The sequence below is a fragment of the Mycobacterium persicum genome (assembly GCF_002086675.1).
Taxonomy (GTDB): Bacteria; Actinomycetota; Actinomycetes; order Mycobacteriales; family Mycobacteriaceae; genus Mycobacterium; species Mycobacterium persicum.
In genome coordinates this window covers 1-21,868 of sequence record NZ_MVIF01000052.1, presented here as the reverse complement: position 1 = coordinate 21,868, position 21,868 = coordinate 1, and the positions used below count along the sequence as shown (strand labels likewise).

25 protein-coding genes are annotated in these 21,868 nt (G+C 65.0%); 11 read left to right on the top strand and 14 right to left on the bottom strand.

Annotated elements, in window-relative coordinates; all coding sequences use genetic code 11:
* The first annotated feature begins 21 nt into the window (after positions 1 to 21).
* From BST40_RS16400 to BST40_RS16390, 3 genes are all read left to right on the top strand, one after another.
* On the top strand, positions 22 to 849 hold the full coding sequence (locus BST40_RS16400) for an SDR family NAD(P)-dependent oxidoreductase (RefSeq protein ID WP_075548450.1): 828 nt from the start codon (positions 22 to 24) through the stop codon (positions 847 to 849).
* Between the two features lie 81 nt (positions 850 to 930).
* Positions 931 to 1,371 (top strand): VOC family protein, encoded by a 441-nt coding sequence (locus tag BST40_RS16395; protein WP_075548449.1) that lies wholly within the window; start codon positions 931 to 933, stop codon positions 1,369 to 1,371.
* Positions 1,368 to 2,150 (top strand): SDR family NAD(P)-dependent oxidoreductase, encoded by a 783-nt coding sequence (locus tag BST40_RS16390; protein WP_083154817.1) that lies wholly within the window; start codon positions 1,368 to 1,370, stop codon positions 2,148 to 2,150. The genes BST40_RS16395 and BST40_RS16390 overlap by 4 nt, the downstream gene beginning before the upstream one ends.
* A gap of 37 nt (positions 2,151 to 2,187) precedes the next feature.
* Here the strand turns inward: BST40_RS16390 and BST40_RS16385 are convergent, their stop codons facing one another.
* Positions 2,188 to 3,390: a cytochrome P450 gene (locus tag BST40_RS16385; RefSeq protein WP_075548447.1), complete on the bottom strand. Its 1,203-nt coding sequence runs from the start codon at positions 3,388 to 3,390 to the stop codon at positions 2,188 to 2,190.
* A 153-nt stretch (positions 3,391 to 3,543) separates the two neighbouring features.
* Between BST40_RS16385 and BST40_RS33280 the strand changes: the two genes are divergently transcribed.
* Genes BST40_RS33280 through BST40_RS16365 form a run of 4 tightly spaced genes read left to right on the top strand, consistent with a single transcriptional unit; the run spans position 3,544 to position 6,134 of the window.
* Positions 3,544 to 3,732 carry a Rieske (2Fe-2S) protein gene (locus tag BST40_RS33280; RefSeq protein WP_371687247.1) on the top strand — a complete coding sequence of 63 codons (189 nt, stop codon included), beginning with the start codon at positions 3,544 to 3,546 and terminating at the stop codon, positions 3,730 to 3,732.
* Positions 3,650 to 4,600: an amidohydrolase family protein gene (locus tag BST40_RS16375; protein WP_241780299.1), complete on the top strand. Its 951-nt coding sequence runs from the start codon at positions 3,650 to 3,652 to the stop codon at positions 4,598 to 4,600. The genes BST40_RS33280 and BST40_RS16375 overlap by 83 nt, the downstream gene beginning before the upstream one ends.
* Positions 4,585 to 5,163: an amidohydrolase family protein gene (locus tag BST40_RS16370; protein WP_371687246.1), complete on the top strand. Its 579-nt coding sequence runs from the start codon at positions 4,585 to 4,587 to the stop codon at positions 5,161 to 5,163. Before BST40_RS16375 ends, BST40_RS16370 begins: the two co-directional genes overlap by 16 nt.
* 2 nt (positions 5,164 to 5,165) lie before the next feature.
* The gene (locus BST40_RS16365) at positions 5,166 to 6,134 is read left to right on the top strand and encodes an alpha/beta hydrolase (protein ID WP_075548483.1); all 969 of its coding nucleotides are present in this window, start codon (positions 5,166 to 5,168) and stop codon (positions 6,132 to 6,134) included.
* A gap of 9 nt (positions 6,135 to 6,143) precedes the next feature.
* Here BST40_RS16365 and BST40_RS16360 read toward each other — a convergent pair whose 3' ends face one another.
* Together BST40_RS16360 and BST40_RS16355 are read right to left on the bottom strand one after the other, a co-directional pair.
* The gene (locus tag BST40_RS16360) at positions 6,144 to 6,788 is read right to left on the bottom strand and encodes a hypothetical protein (protein ID WP_075548446.1); all 645 of its coding nucleotides are present in this window, start codon (positions 6,786 to 6,788) and stop codon (positions 6,144 to 6,146) included.
* Positions 6,785 to 7,507, bottom strand: a complete 723-nt coding sequence (locus BST40_RS16355) for a hypothetical protein (protein ID WP_075548445.1) — start codon at positions 7,505 to 7,507, stop codon at positions 6,785 to 6,787. Before BST40_RS16355 ends, BST40_RS16360 begins: the two co-directional genes overlap by 4 nt.
* A gap of 195 nt (positions 7,508 to 7,702) precedes the next feature.
* Here BST40_RS16355 and BST40_RS16350 point away from each other — a divergent pair, with 195 nt between their 5' ends.
* Together BST40_RS16350 and BST40_RS16345 are read left to right on the top strand one after the other, a co-directional pair.
* On the top strand, positions 7,703 to 8,845 hold the full coding sequence (locus BST40_RS16350) for an acyl-CoA dehydrogenase family protein (RefSeq protein WP_083154828.1): 1,143 nt from the start codon (positions 7,703 to 7,705) through the stop codon (positions 8,843 to 8,845).
* Positions 8,842 to 10,077 (top strand): acyl-CoA dehydrogenase family protein, encoded by a 1,236-nt coding sequence (locus BST40_RS16345; protein ID WP_075548444.1) that lies wholly within the window; start codon positions 8,842 to 8,844, stop codon positions 10,075 to 10,077. The genes BST40_RS16350 and BST40_RS16345 overlap by 4 nt, the downstream gene beginning before the upstream one ends.
* On the opposite strand, the gene BST40_RS16340 is transcribed toward BST40_RS16345, so the two are convergent.
* Genes BST40_RS16340 through BST40_RS16330 form a run of 3 tightly spaced genes read right to left on the bottom strand, consistent with a single transcriptional unit; the run spans position 10,046 to position 12,681 of the window.
* Complete coding sequence (locus tag BST40_RS16340; RefSeq protein WP_075548443.1) at positions 10,046 to 11,305, bottom strand: MFS transporter; 1,260 nt, start codon at positions 11,303 to 11,305, stop codon at positions 10,046 to 10,048. The two genes, BST40_RS16345 and BST40_RS16340, sit on opposite strands and share 32 nt — an antisense overlap.
* 4 nt (positions 11,306 to 11,309) lie before the next feature.
* Entirely contained in the window at positions 11,310 to 12,365 is a 1,056-nt protein-coding gene (locus BST40_RS32570; RefSeq protein ID WP_075548442.1) for a PPE family protein, read from the bottom strand.
* Positions 12,366 to 12,381: 16 nt separating this feature from the next.
* Positions 12,382 to 12,681 carry a PE family protein gene (locus tag BST40_RS16330; RefSeq protein WP_075548441.1) on the bottom strand — a complete coding sequence of 100 codons (300 nt, stop codon included), beginning with the start codon at positions 12,679 to 12,681 and terminating at the stop codon, positions 12,382 to 12,384.
* Between the two features lie 106 nt (positions 12,682 to 12,787).
* Between BST40_RS16330 and BST40_RS16325 the strand changes: the two genes are divergently transcribed.
* A complete protein-coding gene (locus BST40_RS16325) occupies positions 12,788 to 13,282 on the top strand; it encodes a MarR family winged helix-turn-helix transcriptional regulator (protein WP_240316468.1) in 495 nt (164 codons plus the stop codon).
* Between the two features lie 19 nt (positions 13,283 to 13,301).
* On the opposite strand, the gene BST40_RS16320 is transcribed toward BST40_RS16325, so the two are convergent.
* The 3 genes from BST40_RS16320 to BST40_RS30140 form a co-directional block, all read right to left on the bottom strand.
* A complete protein-coding gene (locus BST40_RS16320; protein ID WP_083154815.1) occupies positions 13,302 to 15,263 on the bottom strand; it encodes a SpoIIE family protein phosphatase in 1,962 nt (653 codons plus the stop codon).
* Positions 15,264 to 15,386: 123 nt separating this feature from the next.
* A complete protein-coding gene (locus BST40_RS16315) occupies positions 15,387 to 16,115 on the bottom strand; it encodes a GAF and ANTAR domain-containing protein (RefSeq protein WP_075548439.1) in 729 nt (242 codons plus the stop codon).
* Between the two features lie 24 nt (positions 16,116 to 16,139).
* Complete coding sequence (locus BST40_RS30140) at positions 16,140 to 16,307, bottom strand: hypothetical protein (protein WP_158006371.1); 168 nt, start codon at positions 16,305 to 16,307, stop codon at positions 16,140 to 16,142.
* A 167-nt stretch (positions 16,308 to 16,474) separates the two neighbouring features.
* Here BST40_RS30140 and BST40_RS16310 point away from each other — a divergent pair, with 167 nt between their 5' ends.
* Complete coding sequence (locus tag BST40_RS16310) at positions 16,475 to 17,035, top strand: hemerythrin domain-containing protein (protein WP_083154813.1); 561 nt, start codon at positions 16,475 to 16,477, stop codon at positions 17,033 to 17,035.
* Positions 17,036 to 17,129: 94 nt separating this feature from the next.
* On the opposite strand, the gene BST40_RS16305 is transcribed toward BST40_RS16310, so the two are convergent.
* The 5 genes from BST40_RS16305 to BST40_RS16285 all read right to left on the bottom strand — a co-directional run.
* Positions 17,130 to 18,335 (bottom strand): amidohydrolase family protein, encoded by a 1,206-nt coding sequence (locus tag BST40_RS16305; RefSeq protein WP_083154811.1) that lies wholly within the window; start codon positions 18,333 to 18,335, stop codon positions 17,130 to 17,132.
* Positions 18,336 to 18,406: 71 nt separating this feature from the next.
* Entirely contained in the window at positions 18,407 to 19,426 is a 1,020-nt protein-coding gene (locus BST40_RS16300) for a hotdog fold thioesterase (protein ID WP_083154809.1), read from the bottom strand.
* A 108-nt stretch (positions 19,427 to 19,534) separates the two neighbouring features.
* A complete protein-coding gene (locus BST40_RS16295) occupies positions 19,535 to 20,152 on the bottom strand; it encodes an ATPase (RefSeq protein ID WP_259641787.1) in 618 nt (205 codons plus the stop codon).
* Positions 20,153 to 20,161: 9 nt separating this feature from the next.
* Complete coding sequence (locus BST40_RS16290; protein WP_083154807.1) at positions 20,162 to 20,518, bottom strand: type II toxin-antitoxin system prevent-host-death family antitoxin; 357 nt, start codon at positions 20,516 to 20,518, stop codon at positions 20,162 to 20,164.
* A gap of 474 nt (positions 20,519 to 20,992) precedes the next feature.
* Positions 20,993 to 21,868, bottom strand: an 876-nt coding sequence (locus tag BST40_RS16285; protein ID WP_142276746.1) for a PE-PPE domain-containing protein, incomplete at its 5' end; no start/stop codon positions are given.

The window sequence follows — 21,868 nt, the reverse complement described above, 5'->3', positions numbered from 1 at the left end:
TACGCACGAGGACGCGACGATATGACGGGCAAGACGATTGTCATCACCGGCGCCAGCGACGGCATCGGGGCGGCGGCGGCGCGGCGGCTCAGTCGCAATGGCGAACACGTCGTCGTGGTCGGACGCTCGGAAGCCAAGACCGCCGCGGTGGCCGCGGAGTTGGGTGCGGATTACTTCGTGGCCGACTTCGCCGACCTGTCCCAGGTGCGGGCCCTGGCGGACAAGATCCGCTCGGAGTACCCACGCATCGACGTGTTGGCCAACAATGCCGGCGGCATGAGCAGAGCAACTCAGCTGACCGCCGACGGCTACGAGAAGACTTACCAGGTAAACTATTTGGCGCCGTTTCTGCTCACCACGCAGCTGTTGACGGTGCTGCTCGATTCTCGCGCGACGGTCATCAATACGACTAGCTCGTCGCAGAAAATGCTGCCCCGAGTGACCATTACCACCCTCGAGAACACGGCTCACCATCGGCCCAGCGTTGCCTACGCGCTGACCAAATTGGCAATTGTGTTGTTCACCAAGGAGTTACATCGCCGCTACCAAGGCGGCGGACTGTCGGCCGCGACGTTTCATCCCGGCTATGTGAATTCCAACTTCGGCGATGCATCGGGATCGCGGGTCCTGACCTTCATGAAGCACCACGTACCGATATCTGCCCGATTCACGGCCACCCCGGAACAGGGAGCCGAACAACTGGTCTGGCTGGCGTCCAGCCGCCCCGGCGTCGATTGGACGTCAGGCGAGTACTACTCCCGGCACAAGATCGCCAAGGCTAACCGCGCGGCCTACGACCCGCGCCTGGCCGGCGAGCTGTGGGAAAGCACCATGGCCAATCTCGCATAGGCGCGGCTCCGGCGTTGCGAATGAGCTCCGGGCGCCGTCCCGCCGCAACGACTGAAATACGGCCAGCTAACATTGAATTTCGTGCTAGGTGTTCATCACGCCGCGATCTGCACCGCTAATGTCGAAAGTTCTCTGCGATTCTGGCGGGACGGTCTCGGGCTGACCGAATTGTTCGACCATACTTTCACCGGTAATTGGCCGGAATTGTTCGGCGCCAAGACCGATCAACTGCGATCGATCTTCCTGGGTGATCCGCAGACGCCCGATTGCGGCATCGTCGAACTGGTGGAGTTGTCCGGTGCCGATGAGGCGCTACCCATGCCGCGCGCGCCGCGGCACGGCTTCTTCCTGCTGTCGTTGCAGCGCGACGTCGACGCGACGTTGTCCTCGCTGGCGGCTTTGGGTTTCGCCGAGGGGGTACGGCGGATCAGCATGCCGGCTCCGGCAGCCAAGACCGTCCCGATGGCGGTTGTCACCGCACCGGACGGCGTCCTTGTCGAGTTGATCGGACCCGCGGTATGAACGCGGCGACTGCCCTGGTAACCGGTGGCTCCTCCGGGATCGGACGAGAAGTCGTCGCCCGGCTGCGCGACGCGGGCCATGACGTCGTCGTGTGGGACTTGTCCGATGCCGACGTCATCTGCGATGTCAGCGACCCCGACGCGGTGGCGGCCGCGATGGCACAAACCGTGCGCGAGCACGGGGTGCCCACCCGGGTGGTCACCTCCGCCGGCGTCGGATCATCCGGTCTGTTGCTGAAACAAGCACCCGCGGAATGGGAACGCGTCTTGGGGGTCAACCTCACCGGCACCTGGCTGACCATCCGCGCCGCCGCGCAAGCCATGATCGATGCCGCAGTGGGAGGTTCAATCGTCGCGGTCTCCAGCATCAGCGGCACCGTCGCCGACCGCGATATGGGCGCTTACTGCGTGTCCAAGGCCGGGGTGGACATGCTGGTGAAGGTCGCCGCGGTGGAGTGGGGCGCCCACGACATCCGGGTCAACGCCGTCGGACCAGGCGTCACCCGAACCCCGATGCTGCCCAACCCGGAAGCCTGGCCCGGCTGGGTGGACGGCTTGTCCAGGCGGACGGCCCTGGGCCGCCTGGGCGAGGTCAGCGATGTGGCCGCGGCCATCGTCGGTGTCCTCGAACTGCCGTGGGTGACCGGGCAGGTGGTACACGCCGACGGCGGCCTGGCCCTGCACAGCCCGATCGACGCCTACGGCCAGGTCGAGCGGCTAATGCGTCTCAAGCGACTGAGAGAACTCCGAGACCAGCGGGAGAACGCCAAGAAGGCTTAGCGGGTATCGAAATCGGTGATGCCGCAGACGATTTCAGTTATCCGGCGGGGGTGAACGTGACCGGAAGCTTGTTGGGCGACCGGAATGTCAGCCCGACGATCCTGGATTCCTCGCCGGTGCCGTCGTCGGGGACGAAAGTCAGGTCGGTGATCCGGTCGAGCAGGCTGTTGAGCATCACCCGAGTCTCCAGCCTGGCCAGATGCATGCCCAGGCACATGTGGATGCCGCCCGCGAAGGCGATGTGTGCGTGCCGCGGACGCCGGATGTCGAACGTGTCGGGGTCGGTCCAGCGAGTTTCGTCGCGGTTGGCCGAACCCATGCACAGGTCGATCTGCGCATCGGCCGGAATGGTCTTGCCGCCGATTTCGACGTCTTCGGTGGTGGTCCGCATGACCATGGTCAATGGGGTTTCCACCCGTAGGCCCTCTTCGATCGCGATGGGTATCAACGAGCGGTCTTGGCGGACCATCGCCAACTGCTCGGGGTGAGTCAGAAGCAGGTACAACAGGTTTCCCGAGGACCGGTAGGTGGTCTCCAGCCCGGCCGGCAGCAGCAGGCGCAAGAACGCGATGATCGCCTCGTCGGTGAGCTTTTCGCCGTCGATCTCGGCGGCGACCAGGTCGCCAATGATGTCGTTGGTGAGTTTGCGGCGCCGCTGCTCGACCTGGTCGAGAAAGTAGGCGTGCAGCTCGGCCGCCGCGGTCAACCCGGCCATGATGTCGGTCGGGATCGAGATCAGGTCGAGTGACAGCCGCCGGAACAGGTCGAGGTCCTCCCGGGGCAGCCCCAGCAGTGTCGAGATGATCCGGGTCGGAAACTCGAACGTCAGGGCCTTCACCAGATCGGCGTGACCGTCATGCTTGATTTCGTCGATCAGCCGGTCGCAGACCGGCCCGATGACCGACGGTTCCCAGCGTTCCAGCGCGGTGGCCCGGAAGGCCTTGGCCACCAGGCTGCGGTGGTCGTGGTGCTCTTTGCCGCCCATCGCCAAAATGGTGTGGCCCATGACCAATCCGATGGTCTTGTCGTAGTTGGCCGAGGTGAAGATGCGGTCGTCGCGAAAGGCTTGAAACACGCCGTCGTAGCCGAACAACACCCATTCGTCGTCGGGCCGCAGTTCTTCGGGCATCTGCTCGTGGTCCATGAGGGCGCCGTGCCACACCGGGTCGGTGCGCCGCATGTACTCGAAGAACGGATAGGGGCTGGTCTGGCCGGTGGTGTCGAGTGTAGGCAGCGTCATTAGCGCTCCTCCTGATACGGAATGTCGCTATTATAGTATAAATAGCAACGAAGCCAGGCGGTGGTGGCGAGTGCCGTACCGGGCAGAAGGCGGGGTACACCAGTGCTGCAACGGCGACCCGTGTACACCGTCGACGAGCTGCCGCCGGGCACCATGAGGCTGGTCGATGCCGGGAAGTTCGGGGTGGGTGTTTACAACGTCGGCGGTGCGCTGTATGCCATCGGCAATTACTGTCCGCACGAGGACGCCCGGTTGTGCCGTGGCCTGCTCGGCGGCCGCTGCCCATCGACTGCGGTTGATCCCCGACGTCGAACAGCACTGGTGCCAGGCGCCCGGCGGTGACCACCGGCCGGACCTGTATGGAAAGCATTACCCCGGCTCGGATCCCGACACCGTCAGCCGGCAGCTGTACGACGACGCCGGTGTCGACTACGCCATCCTCAATCCGCTGACCCGGGGCAACATCGCCGACTACCTGCTCAATACCTGCATCTGTGCAGCGGTCAACGACTGGCTGCTCGACCGGTGGCTAGATCCCGACCACACCAACCGATACTCCGACCGCTCTCGAGGAACGATCCGGGTCAATCCGGAGGACCCCAAGGGCGCCGTCGCCGAGATCGAACGACTCGCCGGTCACCCCAAGCTGGTTCAGGTCGGTGTCCCGATGCAATCGCGCGAGCCGTACGGCAAGCCGATGTTCGAGCCCATCTGGGAGGCCGCCGCCGCTCACAGCCTCCCGGTGGCGGTGCACATCAACGGCGGCAACGGCGTCGATCATCCGCCGACGTTCGCCGGGCACGCGCACACCTATCCCGGGTACGCGGCCTTCATGCCGCTGAACTACCTCGTGCACCTGGCCACGCTCATCGTCGAGGGCGTCTTCGGCCGGCACCCCGGCCTCACGTTCGTGTTCGCCGACGGCGGATACGACATCCTCGCCCCGCTGATGTGGCGGCTGGACACTTTCTGGTTGTCGATGCGTGACCAGACGCCGTGGGTGGACCGCTATCCCGGTGGCGGGGTCGATCAGCGTCGCGCCCAGGCGCCCGAGCTGGCGGCCCGTGAGATCGAGCGGTGGGCCGGCCACCGGTATATGTGTCAGATCCTGATGACCCCGCAGATTCGTGGAATCCCTTTTGGCAGACCGCTTTCGATCCCCTCTACCAGGCCACGGCGCGCCATGGAGTGCCGGTGGCCACGCATCTGATGGGTCAGACGCCGTTCGAGTTGATCCCGCTGTACCCGGTGGGCAACCCCGCGCGTTGGCATGATTTCTTCGCCTCCTGGCCGCTGCTGTACGTATCGCATCTGATGAGCCTGGTATTCGACGGCGCGTTCGATCGCCATCCGGACCTGCGGGTGGTATTCATCGAGGGTGGCTTCACCTGGGCGATGCCGGTGATGTCGCGGATGGACCGGATATGGCAGGCCCGCCGCGGCGATCTTCCGCAGGTGCGCCGGCGCCCGTCGGAGTATGTGCGCGAACACGTCCGGTTCACCACCCAGCCGCTCGAAGACGCCGACACCGTCGAGTTTCGCCGATATCTGGACATGATGGACCTGGGCGACAATCTGATGTTCTCGACGGACTACCCGCATTGGAGCTACGACTCTCCGGCGTATGCGGTCAACCGGTTCCCTCCCGACCAGCGGGAGCGGATCATGCGCGGCAACGCGGCCGCGCTCTATGGGCTGCCCGCGACCGTCAAGGCACTGACCGAAGAGCGGTTAGCCGGCGTTGCCTTGGACGCTGAACCGGAAGCCGAGTGATCATGACTCAAACGAATCTCGCACGGCCACAAGGACTTAGCCGTATCGACCCGGCGCTGCGAGACACCGCAGCGGCGCTGGGGATCGTCGAATTCAGCGCCGAGACGTTGAGCGCCGAGCGGCAGCAAGCCGACCGGGTCGCAGCCGAGCGAGCCGCGGCGGCCGAAGCCGCGGGCCTCGGCGGGGTGAGCATCGAATCGCGATACATTGCCGGTCCGGACGGTGGGCGGCTGGGCCTACGGCTGTATCGGGGTGCCGGCGGGTCAGCCGTGCCGATGGTGATCTACGCCCACGGCGGCGGATTCGTCACCGGCAACCTCGATACGGACCACGGGCACTGTGTGGAGCTGGCTCGCGCGGCCGACTGCCTGGTGGTGTCGGTCGACTACCGGCTGGCGCCGGAGCATCCGTGCCCGGCGGCCCTCGACGATGTCGAGGCGAGTCTGCGTTATGTGGTCGACAACTGCGCCGAACTGGACGCCGATGCCCGTCGGCTGGCGGTGATGGGCCGCGACGCCGGTGCGGCACTGGTGGCCGGATTGGCTCAGCGCATGTTCGACAAGGAAGGCCCGCCGATCCTGGTGCAGATTCTGCATCAGCCGATGCTCGATTCCGACGCCACGCCGTCGCGGCGGGAGTTTCAGCGCACTCCCGGTCTCAACGGTCAGGCGGTGTCCCGGGCCTGGGCCCATTACCTGGGCCACACCACGGCGAATGGTCAGCATGTTCCCGCGCACCGGGCGAATCTGGAAGGCTTGCCGCCGACATTCATCAGCTGCTCGGAGATCGACCCCTGCCGCGACGAGGCCATTGATTACGCCAACCGTCTGCTGCACGCGTACGTCCACACCGAACTGCACGTCTTCGCGGCCACGTTCCATGGCTTCGACTCCGTCGTCACCGATTGGGTGGTCTCCCAAGAGAGCCGGGCGCTGCATGCTCAGACGCTGCGGCGCGCCTTCGCGACCTGAACCGGCGGCCTAGACCGGGTTGAACTTGGTGATCAGCCACTTGCCGCCGACCTGAGTCACGCTCACCAGCACGCTGCTGGGCTTGATGGTCGGATCGGGGTTGTCCTTGGTGGTGGTGCTCTGGTCGACGAAAACCAGCACGACGGCCGAACCCGGATGCAGCTCCGACACCGCGGCGCGCATCACCTTGGCGGTGGTCTTCAGCGCTTTCTGCTTGGCCCCAGGAACCACGAACTGCTGGGTGAATTGGTTGTAGTAGTCCAGGAAATCCCCGCCGAGATGTGACCTGGCGGCGGCGATGTCCTTGTCGAGCGTGTCGGACGAATACGACAGCAGTGCGACAGTGCCATCGGAGGCCGCGCTGACCGCGGCGCGCGCGACGCTGGGGCCGACCTGCTGGTCGGGCCGGTAAAGCTTGGCGTACAGCCAGGCGGTGATGCCACCGGAGACCAGAACGAGCACGATCAGAATCACCGGGACCGGTTTCAGATTGATCTTTCTGCGCCACAAACCCTGCGCCCAGCCACGCGCCGGTGCGGGGGAGTCATCATCCGGTGCTTGGTCATCCCACTCGTCACTCGCCGGAATCACCGAGGTCGTTGAATCGTCGAATTCGCTCTCGGCGCCGCCGACGTCACGCATATGATCGGTCACGGTACGAACTCAACCTTCGACATCTTGTACTGCCCGTCCTCCTCGGTCACGGTCACCTTCAGCCTCCACTCACGTGGTTCCTCTTTGCCGTTTCCGCCGTTGGTGACCCGCGATGTCGCCGAGACGAGCACCAAAGCGGTGTTCCCATCCATGGATTCGACGGCTGTGGCGGTGACCGTTCCTTCCGTCACGACTTTGGACTGCTCGACAACCTTGGTGAAATCGGCTGCCCGCTGCTGGAATTCGTCCTTGAACTCGCCCGTGGAACTGTCGATCACCCGCTGGACGTCTTCCTTGGCCTTCCGGAAATCGAGGGAAATCATATTGACGATGCCCTTTTTGGCCCCGTCGGCGAACGCCTCGGCGCGTTCGTGACGCTGCGTGGTCTGGTGGTGCTGCCATACCATGATTCCGCTGAGCGCGGCGAAGCCGCAGATGATGACCACCGCGGCGGCCTTGGCGAGTCCGGCCAGCACGACCCGCAACCACCGCCAGGACCGGCCTCGGGGCTCGGCCGCCGCGGCGTCCTGGTCTGCGACCTCGTCGGTCTCGTCGTCTGACTCGTCCTCGTCGCCTGCGACAAACTCGTCATAGTCGACGTACTCGTACTCGGCGTCGCGGTACTCGTCTTCTTCGGTCGCATCGGCTTGTGCGCCCCACGCCCTCACCTCGGGTTGCGAGTTCGCCGACCCCGAGTGCGGTTCGGTTGCGTCAGCCATTGCGGTTACAGCCCGTGGCCATCATTATCGACTGAACTCCGGTATCTCTTACGGTATCGGCCATTGCTAACATCAGAGTCGCCACCGAACTCCGCTCCAGCGAGGACCGATTAGGCGGATGATCAGCCACCCGAGCTTTCCCACCGACGTCCTTCGCGGCGGCGAAGGACGGCCCAGGAGAGTACGGGCGGCATGATGACCGCTGTCGACTCTCCCGAAAACATACTCTTTACCTCCACTACCCACGCATTTCTACAAAAAGAAGCCTCGCTGCGCCATGTCCGGGAGCTGCATGCGGCGGGTGTGTCGTTTGACCCTCAGTGGTGGCAGCGGGCCGCTGAGCTGGGCTGGACGGCGCTGCTGGTTCCCGAGGAATTGGGCGGCGGCAGCGTCTCGGGCAACGGTGTCGAGGATCTGGCCACGGTCGCCGAGCAGCTGGGCAAGACGGTGGCGCCCGGCCCGTTGTATCCGGTCAGCACCGTGCTGGCGGGGTTGGTCGACTGCGCCGAGTCGCACGCGCACGCCGGGGTGATCGCGTCCCTGATGTCTGGCGAAGTTGTTGCCTCATGGGCGGTCTCGGAACCAGGCCGGGGTTGGTCACCGCAGGATCCGGCGGCCACGGCCACACCAGTCGACTCCGGCTACCGCATCGACGGCGCCAAAGACCGGGTGGAAGCCGGTGCCCAGAGCGCGCTGTTGCTGGTGGTCGCGCGGTGCGGTGATCAGGTCCGCCAGTTCCTGGTGCCGGCGGATGCGCCCGGAGTGCGGATTGCGCCGCAGCAGTCGCTGGACCTGGTCAAGAACTACGCGAGGGTGGATTTCGACGGCGTCGTGGTGGCCGAGGCGGCAACGGTCGGCACCGCCGCCGAGACCGCCGGGCTGATCGATCGGCAAAGTCAGATCGCTCAGGTACTGCAGTGCGCCGAGGTGGTCGGCATCCTGCAAACGGTCTTTGACTTCACCGTGCAATGGGCGCTGGATCGACACACGTTCGGACGTCCGCTGGCGTCCTACCAAGCGCTCAAACACAAGTTCGCCGACATGAAGCTGTGGCTGGAGGCCTGCCGCGCGACCACGGCCGCCGCGGTGAAAGCGGTTGGCGCGCGCTCGCCGGCAGCGGGCCGGGCGGCCAGTGTTGCGAAGTCCTATGTCGGTGAAATGGCCGGACAGATCGTTCAGGGTTGCGTGCAGATGCACGGCGGTATCGGCATCACCTGGGAGCATGACCTGCACCTGTACCTGAGGCGAGTTACGTTGTACCGCGCCATGTTCGGCACGCCGGAGGAACACAATCGCCGGGTGTACGAGCTGCAAGCCGAAGCGAAGGCGACTCGATGACGCCGACCGAATCCGTTGCGGAATTCGCCGCCCGGGCCCGAGCGTGGCTGGCCGACAACATGCCACCCGTCGACCCGATCTCACCGCCCGCGGCGCCCCGCGACGACGAACGCTCCTGGCAGCGGGCCCGAGAACTGCAAAAGCGGCTCTACGAAGGAGGATTCGCCGGGATCTGCTTCCCTCGCGAGTACGGTGGCCAGGGTCTGCCGTACGAATACCAACGGGCGTTCGACGAGGAATCCCGGTGCTACGAGATGCCGTTGATCCTCAACACCCCGACGTTCACCATCTGCTGTGCCACCCTGCTCGACACCGGCAGCGAGGAGCAGAAGAAGACTCACATCGGGGCGGCGTTGCGCGGCGACGAGGTGCTGGTGCAACTGCTCTCGGAGCCCAGCGGCGGATCGGATCTGGCGGGCGTCCTGACCCGCGCCGAGCGTCGCGGTGATCGATGGGTGATCGACGGGGCCAAGACCTGGAGCACCAGTGCGTTCGCCGCCGACTACGGACTGTGTCTGGCCCGCACTGACTGGGATGTGCCCAAACATGAGGGGCTGACGATGTTCCTGGTGCCCATCGATCACCCCGGAATCACGTTGCGCCGGATCACCCAGGTGAACGGCTCGTCGGAGTTCTGCGAGGAATTCCTCGACGGGGTGGACGTCGGCGAGGATGCGGTGGTCGGCGAGGTGAACAACGGCTGGGCCGTGGCCTCACGACAGCTCTATCACGAGCGCCGGGCGGTCGGGATGGGCTCGGAGTTCGCCAGCGGCGGTGGCAGCGAGGGCGGTCACACGACACCGGTCGACTACGCCGAACTCGCGCGGCAGGCCGGCCGGGCCGACAGTGATTGGGTGCGGGAGACGGCCGGCCGGGCGTTGGTGCACCGCGCGGTGGCCGAGCAGCTGATCGAGCACGTCTACCGCAGCGTCGGCGACGGCACGCTGCCGCCTGCCGGTGGAACGCTGATCAGGCTCTTCCACGCCGAGACGGTGATGTGTGAGATGGACACCGCGCTGGCGATCGCCGGAGCCGCCGGTGTGGTGGGGCAACCCGGCGAGGGCCTGCAGGCCGGGCTGCGCTACCTCGCGCGGCAGTCCGTCGCCATCGGCGGCGGAACAACCGAGATGGCGCGCAACGTCATCGGTGAGCGGGTGCTGAACTTCCCGCGGGAATACGCCGCAGACCGCGGGGTGCCGTTCAATCAGGTACGGCACGGCCGGGCGCGTTGATCGTGGCGTCGTGCCGGTAAAGCCCCGTCGCGGCGGTTAGCCCGACGAGAATCAGTGCGGCCCATACAAGTTCGTCGCTGTCTAGCCGATGTTCGGTGCCCAGCAGCGCCCCGATCGCGAAATTGCCGGCCAGGATCCCGACTCCGATGATGGTGTTGTAGAAGCCATAGTGGGTCGCCACCAACCGCTCGCTGGACAGTGACACCACGATGTGCATCTCGAAGGGAAACACCGCTGCCGAGGCGACGGCGAGCAGGGCCGCCGCGGCGAGCAACGCCGCGACGGCCGCTGGAGTGCCTAACCGCTGCGAGTTGGGGATGGCGGCCAGCGGCGCAAACGATGCCGCCATCAGTGCCACCCCGATGTACACACTGCGCCCCGGCCGCCATCGTGCCGAAAACCATCGGGTGATGCGCAGCTGGCCGGCCACCGCTACCAGGCCTGACGTGCCGAAAAGTGCTGCCACCAATTGTGCTTGGGAGTGTGGCGCCACCACTGAGGCCTGCGCGGGAAGCATCAGATAAATCTGGGAGGACAGCAGATAGGAGCCGGTCATGGTGGCGGCGAACCGCAAGAACGATCTATTGCCCGCAACCGCCCGCCAGTCCGAGATGATCGATGTCTTCGCCGGCGCGACCGGACCCGGATCTGCGGACCGGTGCCCCGGTAACGCCAGGAGTTGTGCGAGGGCAAGGACGGCGAAGATCACCGTAGCCGCCAGGACACTCATCCGGAAGTTCGATGTCACAAAGGCCAGACCGATGAGCGGGCCGAGGAAGATGCCCGCTCGGTTGAACATGTTCAAGGTGGCGAATGCTTCGATTCGGCGGTCGTCGGCTTCGGTGGCGAGATAAGCCCGCAGCGCCGGGTTGAACAGCGCACCAGCGAAACCCGTTGCCGCTGCGGCAATCAACAACGTCGATAGCGACTGGGCGATCGCCAACAAGCCGAATGCGCCAATACGCAGCAGACAACCGGCCACGATCAACGGTTTGTAGCCGAGCCGATCGGCGAGCGTACCGCCCACGAAAAACATGCCCTGCTGGCTGAAGTTGCGCACACCCAGCACCAGGCCGACAGCCCACGCTGCCAGGCCAAGGGTCCCGGCCAGATAGCTGGACAAGTAAGGCATCAGCATGTAAAAGCCTATGCTGGCCCCGAATTGGTTGATCATGAGTACGCGGCTTGGTCGGCTGAAGCTGCGAAACTGGGCCCAGAATCCCGTCATGGCACTATCCGACGTACTGCGATTGCGGAAGGACGTTGAGTCGCAACAGGTCTCGCACAACTGCGCTGCCGGCTTGTTGCGTGGATTTCGAACTCCCGGGAATCCCGCCGACCAGGCTGCCCAACCCGCTTCCCACACCCGGCTGTTGTGCAACCGAGTCGACAGCCGGCAGGGCGTCGACGCTGGTGCCGGCCAGTGCTTGCGGAACGGGGATCGTCGCCGCGGTCGCACTGGCGGGCATGCGCGGCACCGATAGCCCGCCGACCCTGGCCGCCTGGCCGAACCCGGCCGATACCGTACCGCCGACTTTCACTGTGTCGGCTGCTGCCTGGGTGGGGACCATCCCGACGGTCATGCCGGCGGGCATAGTGAGGTCCCGTAGCGCACCGGGCACAAAGCACAGCAGTGACAACACCGAGACGACGGTGGAACTGATATTCAGCGTCTGCAAGCTCACAACGGCCGCGTGCACGATCTTCTGCGTCTCCGCACCGGCTGACTGGCCGACCGAGGCGGCGTGGGACACCAGCGCGGCGGTGTCGGTGGTCCGCGGCGGCGGCGCGAAGGGAGTCAGCCTCGTCGCGGCATCCGACGAGGCGGCATAGGCGTACATGGTGGCTGCGTCCTGGGCCCACATCTCGCCGTAATGCGCTTCAGTGGCGGCGATCGCCGGACCGTTTTGGCCCAAGATGTTCGTCGCGGTCAACGCTGCCAGCAGCGCACGGTTGGCTGCGATCACCGGCGGCGGCACCGTGGCCGCGAACGCCGCCTCGTACGCCGACACCGCAGCCCTGGCTTGGGTGGCCGTGAGCTCGGCGTGGGCAGCGGTCGCGCTCAACCACGCCACATTATGTGCGGCCGCCGACGCCATCGATGTCGACGCGCAACCCTGCCATTTGGTGGTCAGTCCTATCACCGCCGAGCGGTGCACGTCGGCCGCCGAGTGCAGCTCGGCGGCCAACTCGTCCCATGCGGCCGCCGCGGCCAGCATCGGTCCCGCGCCCAGACCGCAGTACATCCGCCCCGAGTTCACTTCGGGCGGCAATGATCCGAAATCCATTGCCAGTACTCGGGTTTCAGTGCGCTGCCATCGCGTTGGCCGCCTCGGCCGCCGCATACGAACGACCGCTGGCCAGCAGGGCCGCCATGAAATCCTGGTGTATGGCCAAGGCTTGCGCACTGACCTGCTGGTAGCGCTCACCGTGAATGCCGAACCGCTGGGCGGTCAGCGCCGATACCTCATCGGCGGCTGCGGGGATCACCGCGGTGATCACGGCAGCCGCTGCGGAATTTCGTGCTGCCACGGCCGAGCCGGCAGTCGCCAAGGCGGCGGCGGCTGTGCCGAACGCGTCAGGTTCTGTGATGACGTACGCCATGTCTTCCTCTCCTGGGCCAGATGACAACCCGGCCAAAATTTGATAGCGGTATTGTACGCATGTAAACTATTGATAAGGCAAGTGTGAGTTCTGTTACTATCCGCATGTGAATAGAACCAGTGACGGTGACTCGCGAGCGGGTGTTCGGCTCAGCGAGCTGGATCCCAAGCAGGAACAAGCCTGGGAGCTGTGTATTCATTCGGCTGCGTTGTTGCAACGCACACTCGATGCCGAGCTGCGTGCCGAGTGCGGCATGAGCCTGCTTACCTTGGACACCCTGGTGCAGTTGTCCCGCGCGCCCGGCCAGGCTCTATACATGAAGGATCTGGCCGCCGCTCTGGTCTACAGTGCCAGCGGGATCACCCGGATCGTTGACAACCTGGAACGATCGGGTCGTGTCGCGCGTAACCCGGATCCGGCCAATCGCCGGGCCACGCTAGTCCAGCTGACCCCGCGAGGACTTGGTGAGCTGCAATCAGCGTGGCAGCTTCATGCCCGGGGCGTCGAACGCTGGTTCGCCAAACACGTCAACCCGCGTCAGGCAAATGTTCTCGTCGAGGTGTTCGGCGCGGTGACCGCGGATTTAGAACGGCTGCGGTAGTGGGAGGTTAGTGCCGGCGTCAATCTTCGGCGAAGACGTTCTCGGCGTCGCCGCTGACCACCGGTATCCGGACCAGTGACAAGACGTGGTGTGCCGGGCTGCCCGGCGGCGCCGTCAGCACGCAGTCACCGCCCTGTTGACGTGCCCGGTCCCGGGCGGCCACCAGGGCGGCGACACCCGCTGATCCGAGGTGCGTGACGGCAGTGAGATCGATCGTCAAAGACGCCAGCCCCGAACGGCTTTCGACGGCGATCTGGCTGTCCAGGGTGGTCGCTGCGTTGGCGTCGACGTCGCCGCGCACCACGATTCGGCCCGGCTCGGCGACCAACGAGACGAACTCCGTGTCGATCGCCGCCGGGAAGGCGGTACGGCTTACCACCGCGTCGGTGACGAACTGCGCCGGCCGGGACAGCCGATGGGTGATGGTGGCCGTGGTCCCGTCGGCGTCGTGCCTGACGTGCGATTCGCCGACCAGGGCCGCGGCCATCGCGAGTCCACGCCCGCGGCCCTTTTCGCCTTCGCGGTGATCCTTCCACGTGCCCCGGTCGATCACCGATGCCCGCAGTTTGCCGTGACCGTCCAGCGTCGCCTCGATCACGAGACCATCGGGAACCTCTGTGCCGTAACCATGTTCGACCGCATTCTCGACGAATTCGGAGATCGCGTGCACGACATCGGAGATGTCGGCGGAGTCCGCACCGATCTGCACAAGCCATTCACGGAGTCGGGAGCGGATCTGGCGCGCGGCGTGGATCGTCGCGTCGGTCGTCATGTACAGCGGTGGCGCCGGGATCCGGCGTTGTGCCGCAAGCAGTGTGACGTCGTCGTTGTAACCGGTGGACCGCAGCAGCAATTCGAGTGTTTCCGAGCACAGGCGGTCGATGGGCCGGGCCGGCGCATCGATGACGAAGCCGCCGCCGTTGGCGATGGTTGCCGCCAGTTCGGCGAATTCTGCCGTGCTGGCCCCCAGCGGCCTGCCCGGGCGTTCGACCAGACCGTCGGTGTACAGCATGACCGAATCGTCGATGTTGAGCATTTCGGTACGCACCGGGAATCCCGTTGCGCTGCCGAGCGGACCCGCCCCCGACGGCTCCAGGTAGCGGGACTTCGCATCGGCGGTCACCAGCAACGGCGGTGGGTGCCCGGCGGTGCAGTACTGGAATTCTCCGGTGGCCAGGTCGAGGGAGCCGACACAGATCGTTGCCGAGGTCGAGCCGGGCACCTGATCGTGGAAGGACTCCACCGCCTGCAGGGCTTCGACGATGGTGTGTCCCGCCCAGATCTGCATCCGCAGCGCCGTGCGCAACTGTGACATCACCGCCGCGGCTTCCACGCCATGGCCGACCACATCCCCGACGATCAGCACCAGCCGATCACCCAGGGCCACCGTGTCGAACCAGTCCCCACCGGCCGCGGTGTCCCGTGCGGCGACGAGATACTGCGCGGCGAGGTCGGCGCCGGAAACGAGGGGCACCGACGGAGCGAGCAGCGCCTGCTGCATCACGATGGCCGAGTCACGGACATGGCGGTACCGCTCGGAGAGTTCCTCGACCTGCGCTTCGGCGGCCAGCCGTTCCCGTACCCGGCTTGTGACGTCATCGAAGAGGATTTGCACGCCCTCGATCGATCCGTCAGCCCGGCGGCGCGGCGTGACGACAAAGTCGAAGAATCGCTCCTCGATTCCCGAACCGTCGAAGTCGGCCTGCAGCCGCCACTCGGATCCGGACTGCGGCTCGCCGGTTTGATACACCCGGTCGAACATGTGGTAAATCTGCTGTGCCTCGAGTTCGGGATAGACCTCGCGCGCCAGCTGTCCCACGCCGACAAATGTCGGGCTGAGCGTGCGATACGCGGCGTTGGCTGCGGCGAAGCGGTGGTCGGGTCCCTGCAACCCCACCAGCATTGCGGGCACGTTCTCGAAGATCCGGCGAACGTCCTCCGGGGTGCCGACCTTCTTGTCCCAGTCCATGTCGGGCGCCATGTGGCTGTCCCTCCTACGGACCGATCGAACAACAAGGCAGGCGCGTCGACGGATCTCGCCAACGGCCAACAATCAGATTAGCAATGCCCACGACCTGGTCGCGGCACCAAAAGTTCGGTCGAGTCAGGTGGCATTCGTTTCGAGCACCCGGTCGGCGGTCTCCGGCAGCACCTGCCGATACCTCGCGGACAGTTGAGTCAGCAGCACAAATGCCGCAGGCGCGTCGATGTTGAAGCGTTCCATCAGCACGCCGGTCGCTTGCGCGATCACGTCACGGTCGACCAGTGGTTCGCGTCGCGCCCGTGTACGGCGGTCGGTTTCGATGGCCATGGCCGCGTGTGCCGCGAATGTCAAGGAAATCTCCTCGGTTTGCTCGTCGAACGCATTCGGGTGCTCGGCGTAGAGATTCAGGACCGCTCCGCCGTCGGAGTGCCCGAACAACTGGATCGACAGCATCGACCGGACCGAGGTCTGTGACAGCACTTCCTGAGTGAACACCGGCCACCGGGTCTCACTGTTGACGTCATTCACCCGCCAGATTCGTTGCTCCGTGGGCACTTCGAAGCACGGGCCCTGTAGATAACGCTGCGCGATGTTGTCGATGATGAGGGAGTCGACGTCGCTGGCCGCCACCGAGCGGATGACACCGCGGTGGGTGATCAACGTGATCCCGGCGTGGCTTACGGCCGGAATGTGAACTGCCGCAGCTGCTGTGATCCACTTCAGCCGCTTGGTCGCAGTCATCTCTTTGCTGTGGCCGTCCAGCAATTCCGCTGCGGCTGCATCGATATCGGCGTCGATATCGGCTGCCCCGGGTGACTTGGCGACGAACTTTTCGCCGGGCCGGTTCACCGCGTCCTCCTGTTGGGTGATGCGCTACGCAAGCTCGACGATCTGGCCGTAGCTTTCGGGTCGGCGCATGCTGGCTAATGGCAACGACTTCAACCAGTCCCGGCGCTGGTCTCGGTCGAGATCGGCGATCGGCAACGCGTCGCGCTCCAGGGAGTGTCCACCGCCAGGCGCCCGTCCTCGTCGCGTCTGCACGTCTATCGGGTACCCAGACTGCCGGCCTGACAACCGCCCGATTCGGCGCAGTGGTCCGGATCGTTGCGGTATGGGTTTGTGGTTCTGCCGATCGGGTAGCCGATACCACGCGCGATTACCAAACAGCCCACGCGCACTGAGAGCGATTGAGAGCGAGGAGGACATCCATGGCGCAAGCCGCTCTGAAATCACCGACCGATGTGATCGACTTTCTCGTCGACCAGCACGAGCAGATCAAATCGCTGTTCGCAAAGACGTTGTCCAGCTCGGGCAAACAGCGAGAAGAAGCGTTCCTCGAGCTGCGTCGCTTGTTGGCGGTGCATGAAACCGCCGAGGAGGAAATCGTTCATCCGCGGGTCAAGCGCAAGGTTGCCGGTGGAGAGACGATAGTCACCCAGCGACTGAAGGAAGAGCACGAAGCCAAGACCGTGCTCAGCGAGCTGGAGAAGCTCGACGTCGACACCGCCGAGTTCACCAGCAAACTCACCAAGCTGCGCGATGCCGTCGTCGACCACGCCGAGCATGAAGAAACCGAGGAGTTCGCCAAGCTGGGAGACGAACTGAGCAGCGACGAACTCGAACGGATGGGCCGCGCCGCCAAGCTGGCCGAGGCGACCGCACCCACCAGACCCCACGCCGGGGTGGAGTCCCAAATCGCCAACCTGATGGCCGGACCGTTCGCGGCAATGCTGGACCGGGCACGCGACGCCATTGTCGGGAAAGGCTGATTCGCCGGGGTACCCGGACCCGAACCCCAAGTAGCCCAGTGTGTGATGCACTGGGCTACTTCGCGTGATGCGGTCGGGTGATGCGGTCGGGTGATTACGCGCTGACCGGCTTGGTTGCCGGTGCTTCAACCTTCATCACTTCGATCATGTTGCCGCCCATGATCTTTGCGACATCTTCGGGGTCGAAACCGGCAAGTTCGTCGACGAACGAAATCGGGTCCTTCAGGCCTTCGGGGTGCGGCCAGTCGGAGCCGAAGACCACCCGGTCGGTGCCTACCATCTTCACGATTTCGGAGAACCGGTCCTCCCAGAACGGGCTGACGTAGACGCACCGCTTGAACGCCTCGATCGGGTCTTCGCCGAATGCGTTCGGCATCTTCTTGTAGACGCCCTTGAGTCCTTTGAACAGGTGCGGCACCCAGTCCGCGCCGTTTTCGATGGATAGGATCCGCAGCTCCGGATTGCGCGACAGCGCGCCATGGCAGACCAGCGCACCCATGGCATCCTCGATCGGCCGATGTCCCATCGCCAAGCTGCGGAAGGCGGTCGGCTTGAACGGCAGGAACTCGTCGCCGGGTTCCCACACGTTCATGAATTCCGAATAGCCGCTGTCCGACGCGTGCATCGAAACCGGGATCTCGGCCCGGATGCAGGCTTGCCAGAACGGGTCGAACTCCTCGAAACCGAACGAGCGGCTGCCGCGGTAGCCGGGTACCGGGGCCGGGCGGACCAGCACCGTGCGAGCGCCACGCTCCAGGCACCACTGCAGCTCTTCGAGCGCCCGATCCACGATGGGCAGGGTGATCACCGGGGTGGCGAAGATGCGGTCCCGGTAGTTGAACGACCAGGTCTCGTACATCCACTGGTTGAGTGCGTGGATGACGTCGTGGGTCATCTCCGGGTCGTCCTTCATTCGCTCCTCGACCAGGCTGGCCAGGGTGGGAAACATCAGCGCGTAGTCGATACCCAGCTCGTCCATGACTTCCAGCCGGGGGCCCGGTTCCCGGAAGGCCGGGATCGCCTTCATCGGCTCACCCAGCACCTCGCGGTAGCTCTTGCCTCCGCTGCCGTGCCGGAAGTACTCCTCCTGGGCGCCCGGGCGGGCCACCACTTCGAACGTCGGGTTGGGGATGTATTCGCTGATATGGCCGCGTACCACGATCTTGGTGCGCCCGCGGATCTGCACGTAGTCGATCACGTGCTTGCGCTTGTCGGGCAGGAACTTGGTCAACGCCTCCTGCGGCTCGTACATGTGGTTGTCGGCGTCGAACACCGGAAAGGGAAGCTCGCGAGACGGCATGGCGATCTCCTTGTAGAAGTCTCGATTCTCAGCATCTGGTAATGACGTTACCACCTCGCGCAAGGGTTCCGCTAACCGCTGTCGGGGGTGTCTTTGCGGTCGATGACGGCGAAATTCACCGTTGCCGTTGCCGCGAGTTCGCTATCGCTGTCCCCGAAGATGTCGACCTGCATGACCAGGGATCGCCGGCCGGCCCGCAGCACCTGCGGTACCGCGAGGGCGGAGCCCTGCCTGATGGGGCGCAGGTAGCGGATGAAGAGGTCGGCTGTCGTCATGGCGGTGCCCGGCGGCAGATACTCCAAGCCCAGCTGTCCTCCGGCCACGTCGGCGAGCGTGGCGATCAAGCCGCCCTGCAGCGCTCCGGAGGTGTTGACCACCTGCGGACTGACCGGCATCGTCATCGCGAAGGCGTCGTCGTGGGCGGTGGCTGGGCGCATCCCGATCTGGGCGAACAGTTCGGCCAGTGAGGACACCGGCTGATCGTCGACATCCCGAATGCCCAGGGCGCGGCTGCAGAACTCGTACAGTTGGCCGGCGTCGATGGGCGTTCCGTTCAATTCGGTTCCCAGCCAGTGCAATCGGAGCGCACCCAGCACCGTCTGCATGATGATGGCAGCCGCGGCCCCGACGTCGAGTCCGGGGTTGAACACTCCTTCGGTGATGCCTTGCCCGACGATATCGCGCAGCAGTCGATGCAGGGGCGATAGCACCCGCGCGTATTCACGGGGCCGGTTCTCGGCCAGGTACTGGTTGTAGAGGCTCAGCGCCCGGTTGAGGCTGTCCTGGGTGGTGGACTCCGGTCGCGCGCTGATGCGGTCGATGACCAGCTTCAGGGCGGCGGTGCTGTCGAGCCCGGCGGTTTCGGTGCGCCACAGCTGTGCCGTCTGCGCCATGGTCCTGTCGAACAGGGCCAGCAGTAGTTCGTCCTTGCTGCCGAAATGCTGGTAAAACGCCCGCAACGAGGTTTTGGAGCGCGCGACGACCTCTTGCACGGTGAAGTCGGTGCGGCCGGTTTCACCCAGAATTTCGACCGCCGTCTTGATGAAGCGGTCGGCGCGCGTTACATCCGGTTCCTCGTTCGAGCCGGTCACAGGCGTTGTCTCCTCAACTTGCGCGCTGCTGGCAGTATTGAGAATGAGGTTACCGCGATTTGCAGCCGATGTGGATATAACGGTGCTGGGTCGTCGCTTGTCGCCGCGTCAACCGTGCAGCTCAATTGCCGCGGCGACAATCGGCTTGGCCCACCCGGGTGTCGACAACAGATCCGGTGGACCCACGATCTTTCCCCGCACCACGTGCAGCACGAGCATCGGGCGGGGAGCCTTGGCTTCGGCCGGGTCGGCGTCTTGCGAGTTGTCGTATATGCGCACTTCGGTGAGCACGGGCAGCAGTTGCACCAGATTCAACCTGCTGTGCCGCCACCGACGCCGGATGTCGGCTTCGGGAATGCCATGGCCACCCGCGTCGACTCGCCGCCGCACTCGCTCGATGTGGGCTTCCGGGCTGGCCAATCCGACATACCAGATTCGCACCTCAATGCCTTGTGAGGCCGCCTCGGCGAGCAGCCGGGGCATGGTGCTTCCACCGAGCGTGGTTTCGAACGCGAGGTCGAGGCGTTCGTTGATCGCCCGTTCCAGCAGCCGCTTACCCTGACGCCACGCCGTCGCGTTGGCCGTGGTCTGATCGAGTCCCGGATTCGCCGCGATCAACCTCCGCGCTGCCTCGTCGGGGTTGTAGTAGTCGGCGTCGGAAGCGCGGAACATGGCGCCGCCGATGGAGCTCTTGCCCGCGCCGTTGACCCCGGCAAGGACGTACAGCCGGCTCAGTCAGCGTCGCCGCTTCGCGCGAGCCGCCTTCACCGCGACCTGCCCCAGCTGTTCCGGGCTGGCATCGAAGGCCGCGGCCATCGCGGCCTTGGATTTTGGCGTCTGCATGCGTTCCAGCAGGCGGTCGAACTCTTCGGTCAACTCGTCCAGAGCGGGAGTAGCCGCGCGGGTCAGCATCTCGAACTCAGCGTAGGACACCAGTACCGCCTTCGGCGTGTTGTGCTTGGTGATCGCGACCGCACCGTCGGCGATGGCCTTCTCGAGGACCGCGCCGAACTGGTTCTTGAAGCGCGTGGCGGCAACGGTCGGCACGTCGACGAGTTCCCCGGCGCGGTTTCGGTAGGTCAGAGTCGGCATGTCACCAGTATAGCCAAAGCGGCCAGAATAGCCATTTTGTGCGTTTCCGAGCAGACCTCGAGACGGTGCCTCGCTTCGCGATGCCGCAGACCGGCGAACGTTTCGACCGGCTGGCCAGCGGGCGGCTGACTAGCCGAACCGCACGTCGACGAGCGGCCCTTGCGCCCCAAGTTGTAGGACCAACTGCGGCTTTCTCATCAGCCACATCAATCTCCGCGGGTTTGGGGTGTCTCTTTTTTTCCCACCTGGGAGCGACAATTCCGTTGCGCGCCTTGGCTTGTCGCTCAGAGGCGGGCAAATCGCGCACCGACTTGGCTTGGGGTCCATGTTAAAGATGCGATTGCTACGCCCGGACTCCGCTCAGCGCGGTGACTAGATCAGCACCGCCTCAGGTCCGTACCCGTTGACCTGCAACGGATCCACTGGATCGCGAGACCTGGCGGGCGGACAGGGTGGCCCATTGAGCGTCGTCAACTAAACGAACTGACTGGTTATCCCCAAGAACGACCTGAGCTGGAAGCCGGCTAAGAGGGTGGCCAACGCGATGTCAGCCGCGATGGGAGCGCCGAACGCGTAGACCAGCCCACCGGCGGGGTCACCGGTGAATGCCTGTTCCATCCCGCTGAGGAACAGGTTGACGTTGTAGGACGGCACCGTGGTGAAGACCGCATTTGCGATGTCGGCCGTCGGAAGCAGTGCCGCGTACGTGGTCGCAGCAGTCCGGGTGATGAAGTTGGTGACCGTCGTGTTCGTTGACTGCAGAAAGTGGATGAAGTCGGTCGGGGAGAACGCCGCCGGCGACAGCCCGGACAGCAGCGACGGTGAGCCGGCCGCGCCCAGTGGAGCGGCCAGCAGCGCGGCCGGGAGGTCGGGAAAGGTCGCTATCCCGGCGCTGATGTCGTTCATGAACGCGCTGATTCCCTGCTGGGTTCCGATCGCCAAATAGCCTGGCAGGGAAGTGGTGGCGCTGAGCGGCGGCAGGACTCCGAACGGGGTGGGCACATTCGGCGGCGAGGTCGACCATCCATAGGCGGGGTCGCCGTAGCCCCAGTTGATCAGATACCTCAAGTTCGGCTGGACCAAATCCGCGATGGGCGTCCCGACGAACGGTATTGCCCGCACCGGGTCCAGCAGCGGCAAATTAGGGGTGGGAATCATGTAGTAGCTGGTCGAGGTGGGGCCCACCGTGTTGGTCAACGGAATGGCGGTAGCAAGCTGTTCGGGGGTGAGAGTCGCATACTGGCCGTGTAGGGATTGGATGCCCATGAAGGCGTTGAGGTCGGCCAGGAAATTGATCGGGTATCGGGGAAAGTCGGCGGCGCCATCGTATTCGATTGTGTAGATCGTGGT

What these genes read in the sequence shown, in the direction of transcription:
- BST40_RS16340 (WP_075548443.1), bottom strand. Translation starts at nt 11,305, where the DNA reads ATGACGGGATTCTGGGCCCAGTTTCGCAGCTTCAGCCGACCAAGCCGC.
- BST40_RS16330 (WP_075548441.1), bottom strand. Translation starts at nt 12,681, where the DNA reads ATGGCGTACGTCATCACAGAACCTGACGCGTTCGGCACAGCCGCCGCC.
- BST40_RS16365 (WP_075548483.1), top strand. Translation starts at nt 5,166, where the DNA reads ATGACTCAAACGAATCTCGCACGGCCACAAGGACTTAGCCGTATCGAC.
- BST40_RS32570 (WP_075548442.1), bottom strand. Translation starts at nt 12,365, where the DNA reads ATGGATTTCGGATCATTGCCGCCCGAAGTGAACTCGGGGCGGATGTAC.
- BST40_RS16350 (WP_083154828.1), top strand. Translation starts at nt 7,703, where the DNA reads ATGACCGCTGTCGACTCTCCCGAAAACATACTCTTTACCTCCACTACC.
- BST40_RS16305 (WP_083154811.1), bottom strand. Translation starts at nt 18,335, where the DNA reads ATGCCGTCTCGCGAGCTTCCCTTTCCGGTGTTCGACGCCGACAACCAC.
- BST40_RS33280 (WP_371687247.1), top strand. Translation starts at nt 3,544, where the DNA reads ATGAGGCTGGTCGATGCCGGGAAGTTCGGGGTGGGTGTTTACAACGTC.
- BST40_RS16400 (WP_075548450.1), top strand. Translation starts at nt 22, where the DNA reads ATGACGGGCAAGACGATTGTCATCACCGGCGCCAGCGACGGCATCGGG.
- BST40_RS16310 (WP_083154813.1), top strand. Translation starts at nt 16,475, where the DNA reads ATGGCGCAAGCCGCTCTGAAATCACCGACCGATGTGATCGACTTTCTC.
- BST40_RS16345 (WP_075548444.1), top strand. Translation starts at nt 8,842, where the DNA reads ATGACGCCGACCGAATCCGTTGCGGAATTCGCCGCCCGGGCCCGAGCG.
- BST40_RS16385 (WP_075548447.1), bottom strand. Translation starts at nt 3,390, where the DNA reads ATGACGCTGCCTACACTCGACACCACCGGCCAGACCAGCCCCTATCCG.
- BST40_RS16355 (WP_075548445.1), bottom strand. Translation starts at nt 7,507, where the DNA reads ATGGCTGACGCAACCGAACCGCACTCGGGGTCGGCGAACTCGCAACCC.
- BST40_RS16290 (WP_083154807.1), bottom strand. Translation starts at nt 20,518, where the DNA reads ATGCCGACTCTGACCTACCGAAACCGCGCCGGGGAACTCGTCGACGTG.
- BST40_RS16320 (WP_083154815.1), bottom strand. Translation starts at nt 15,263, where the DNA reads ATGGCGCCCGACATGGACTGGGACAAGAAGGTCGGCACCCCGGAGGAC.
- BST40_RS16390 (WP_083154817.1), top strand. Translation starts at nt 1,368, where the DNA reads ATGAACGCGGCGACTGCCCTGGTAACCGGTGGCTCCTCCGGGATCGGA.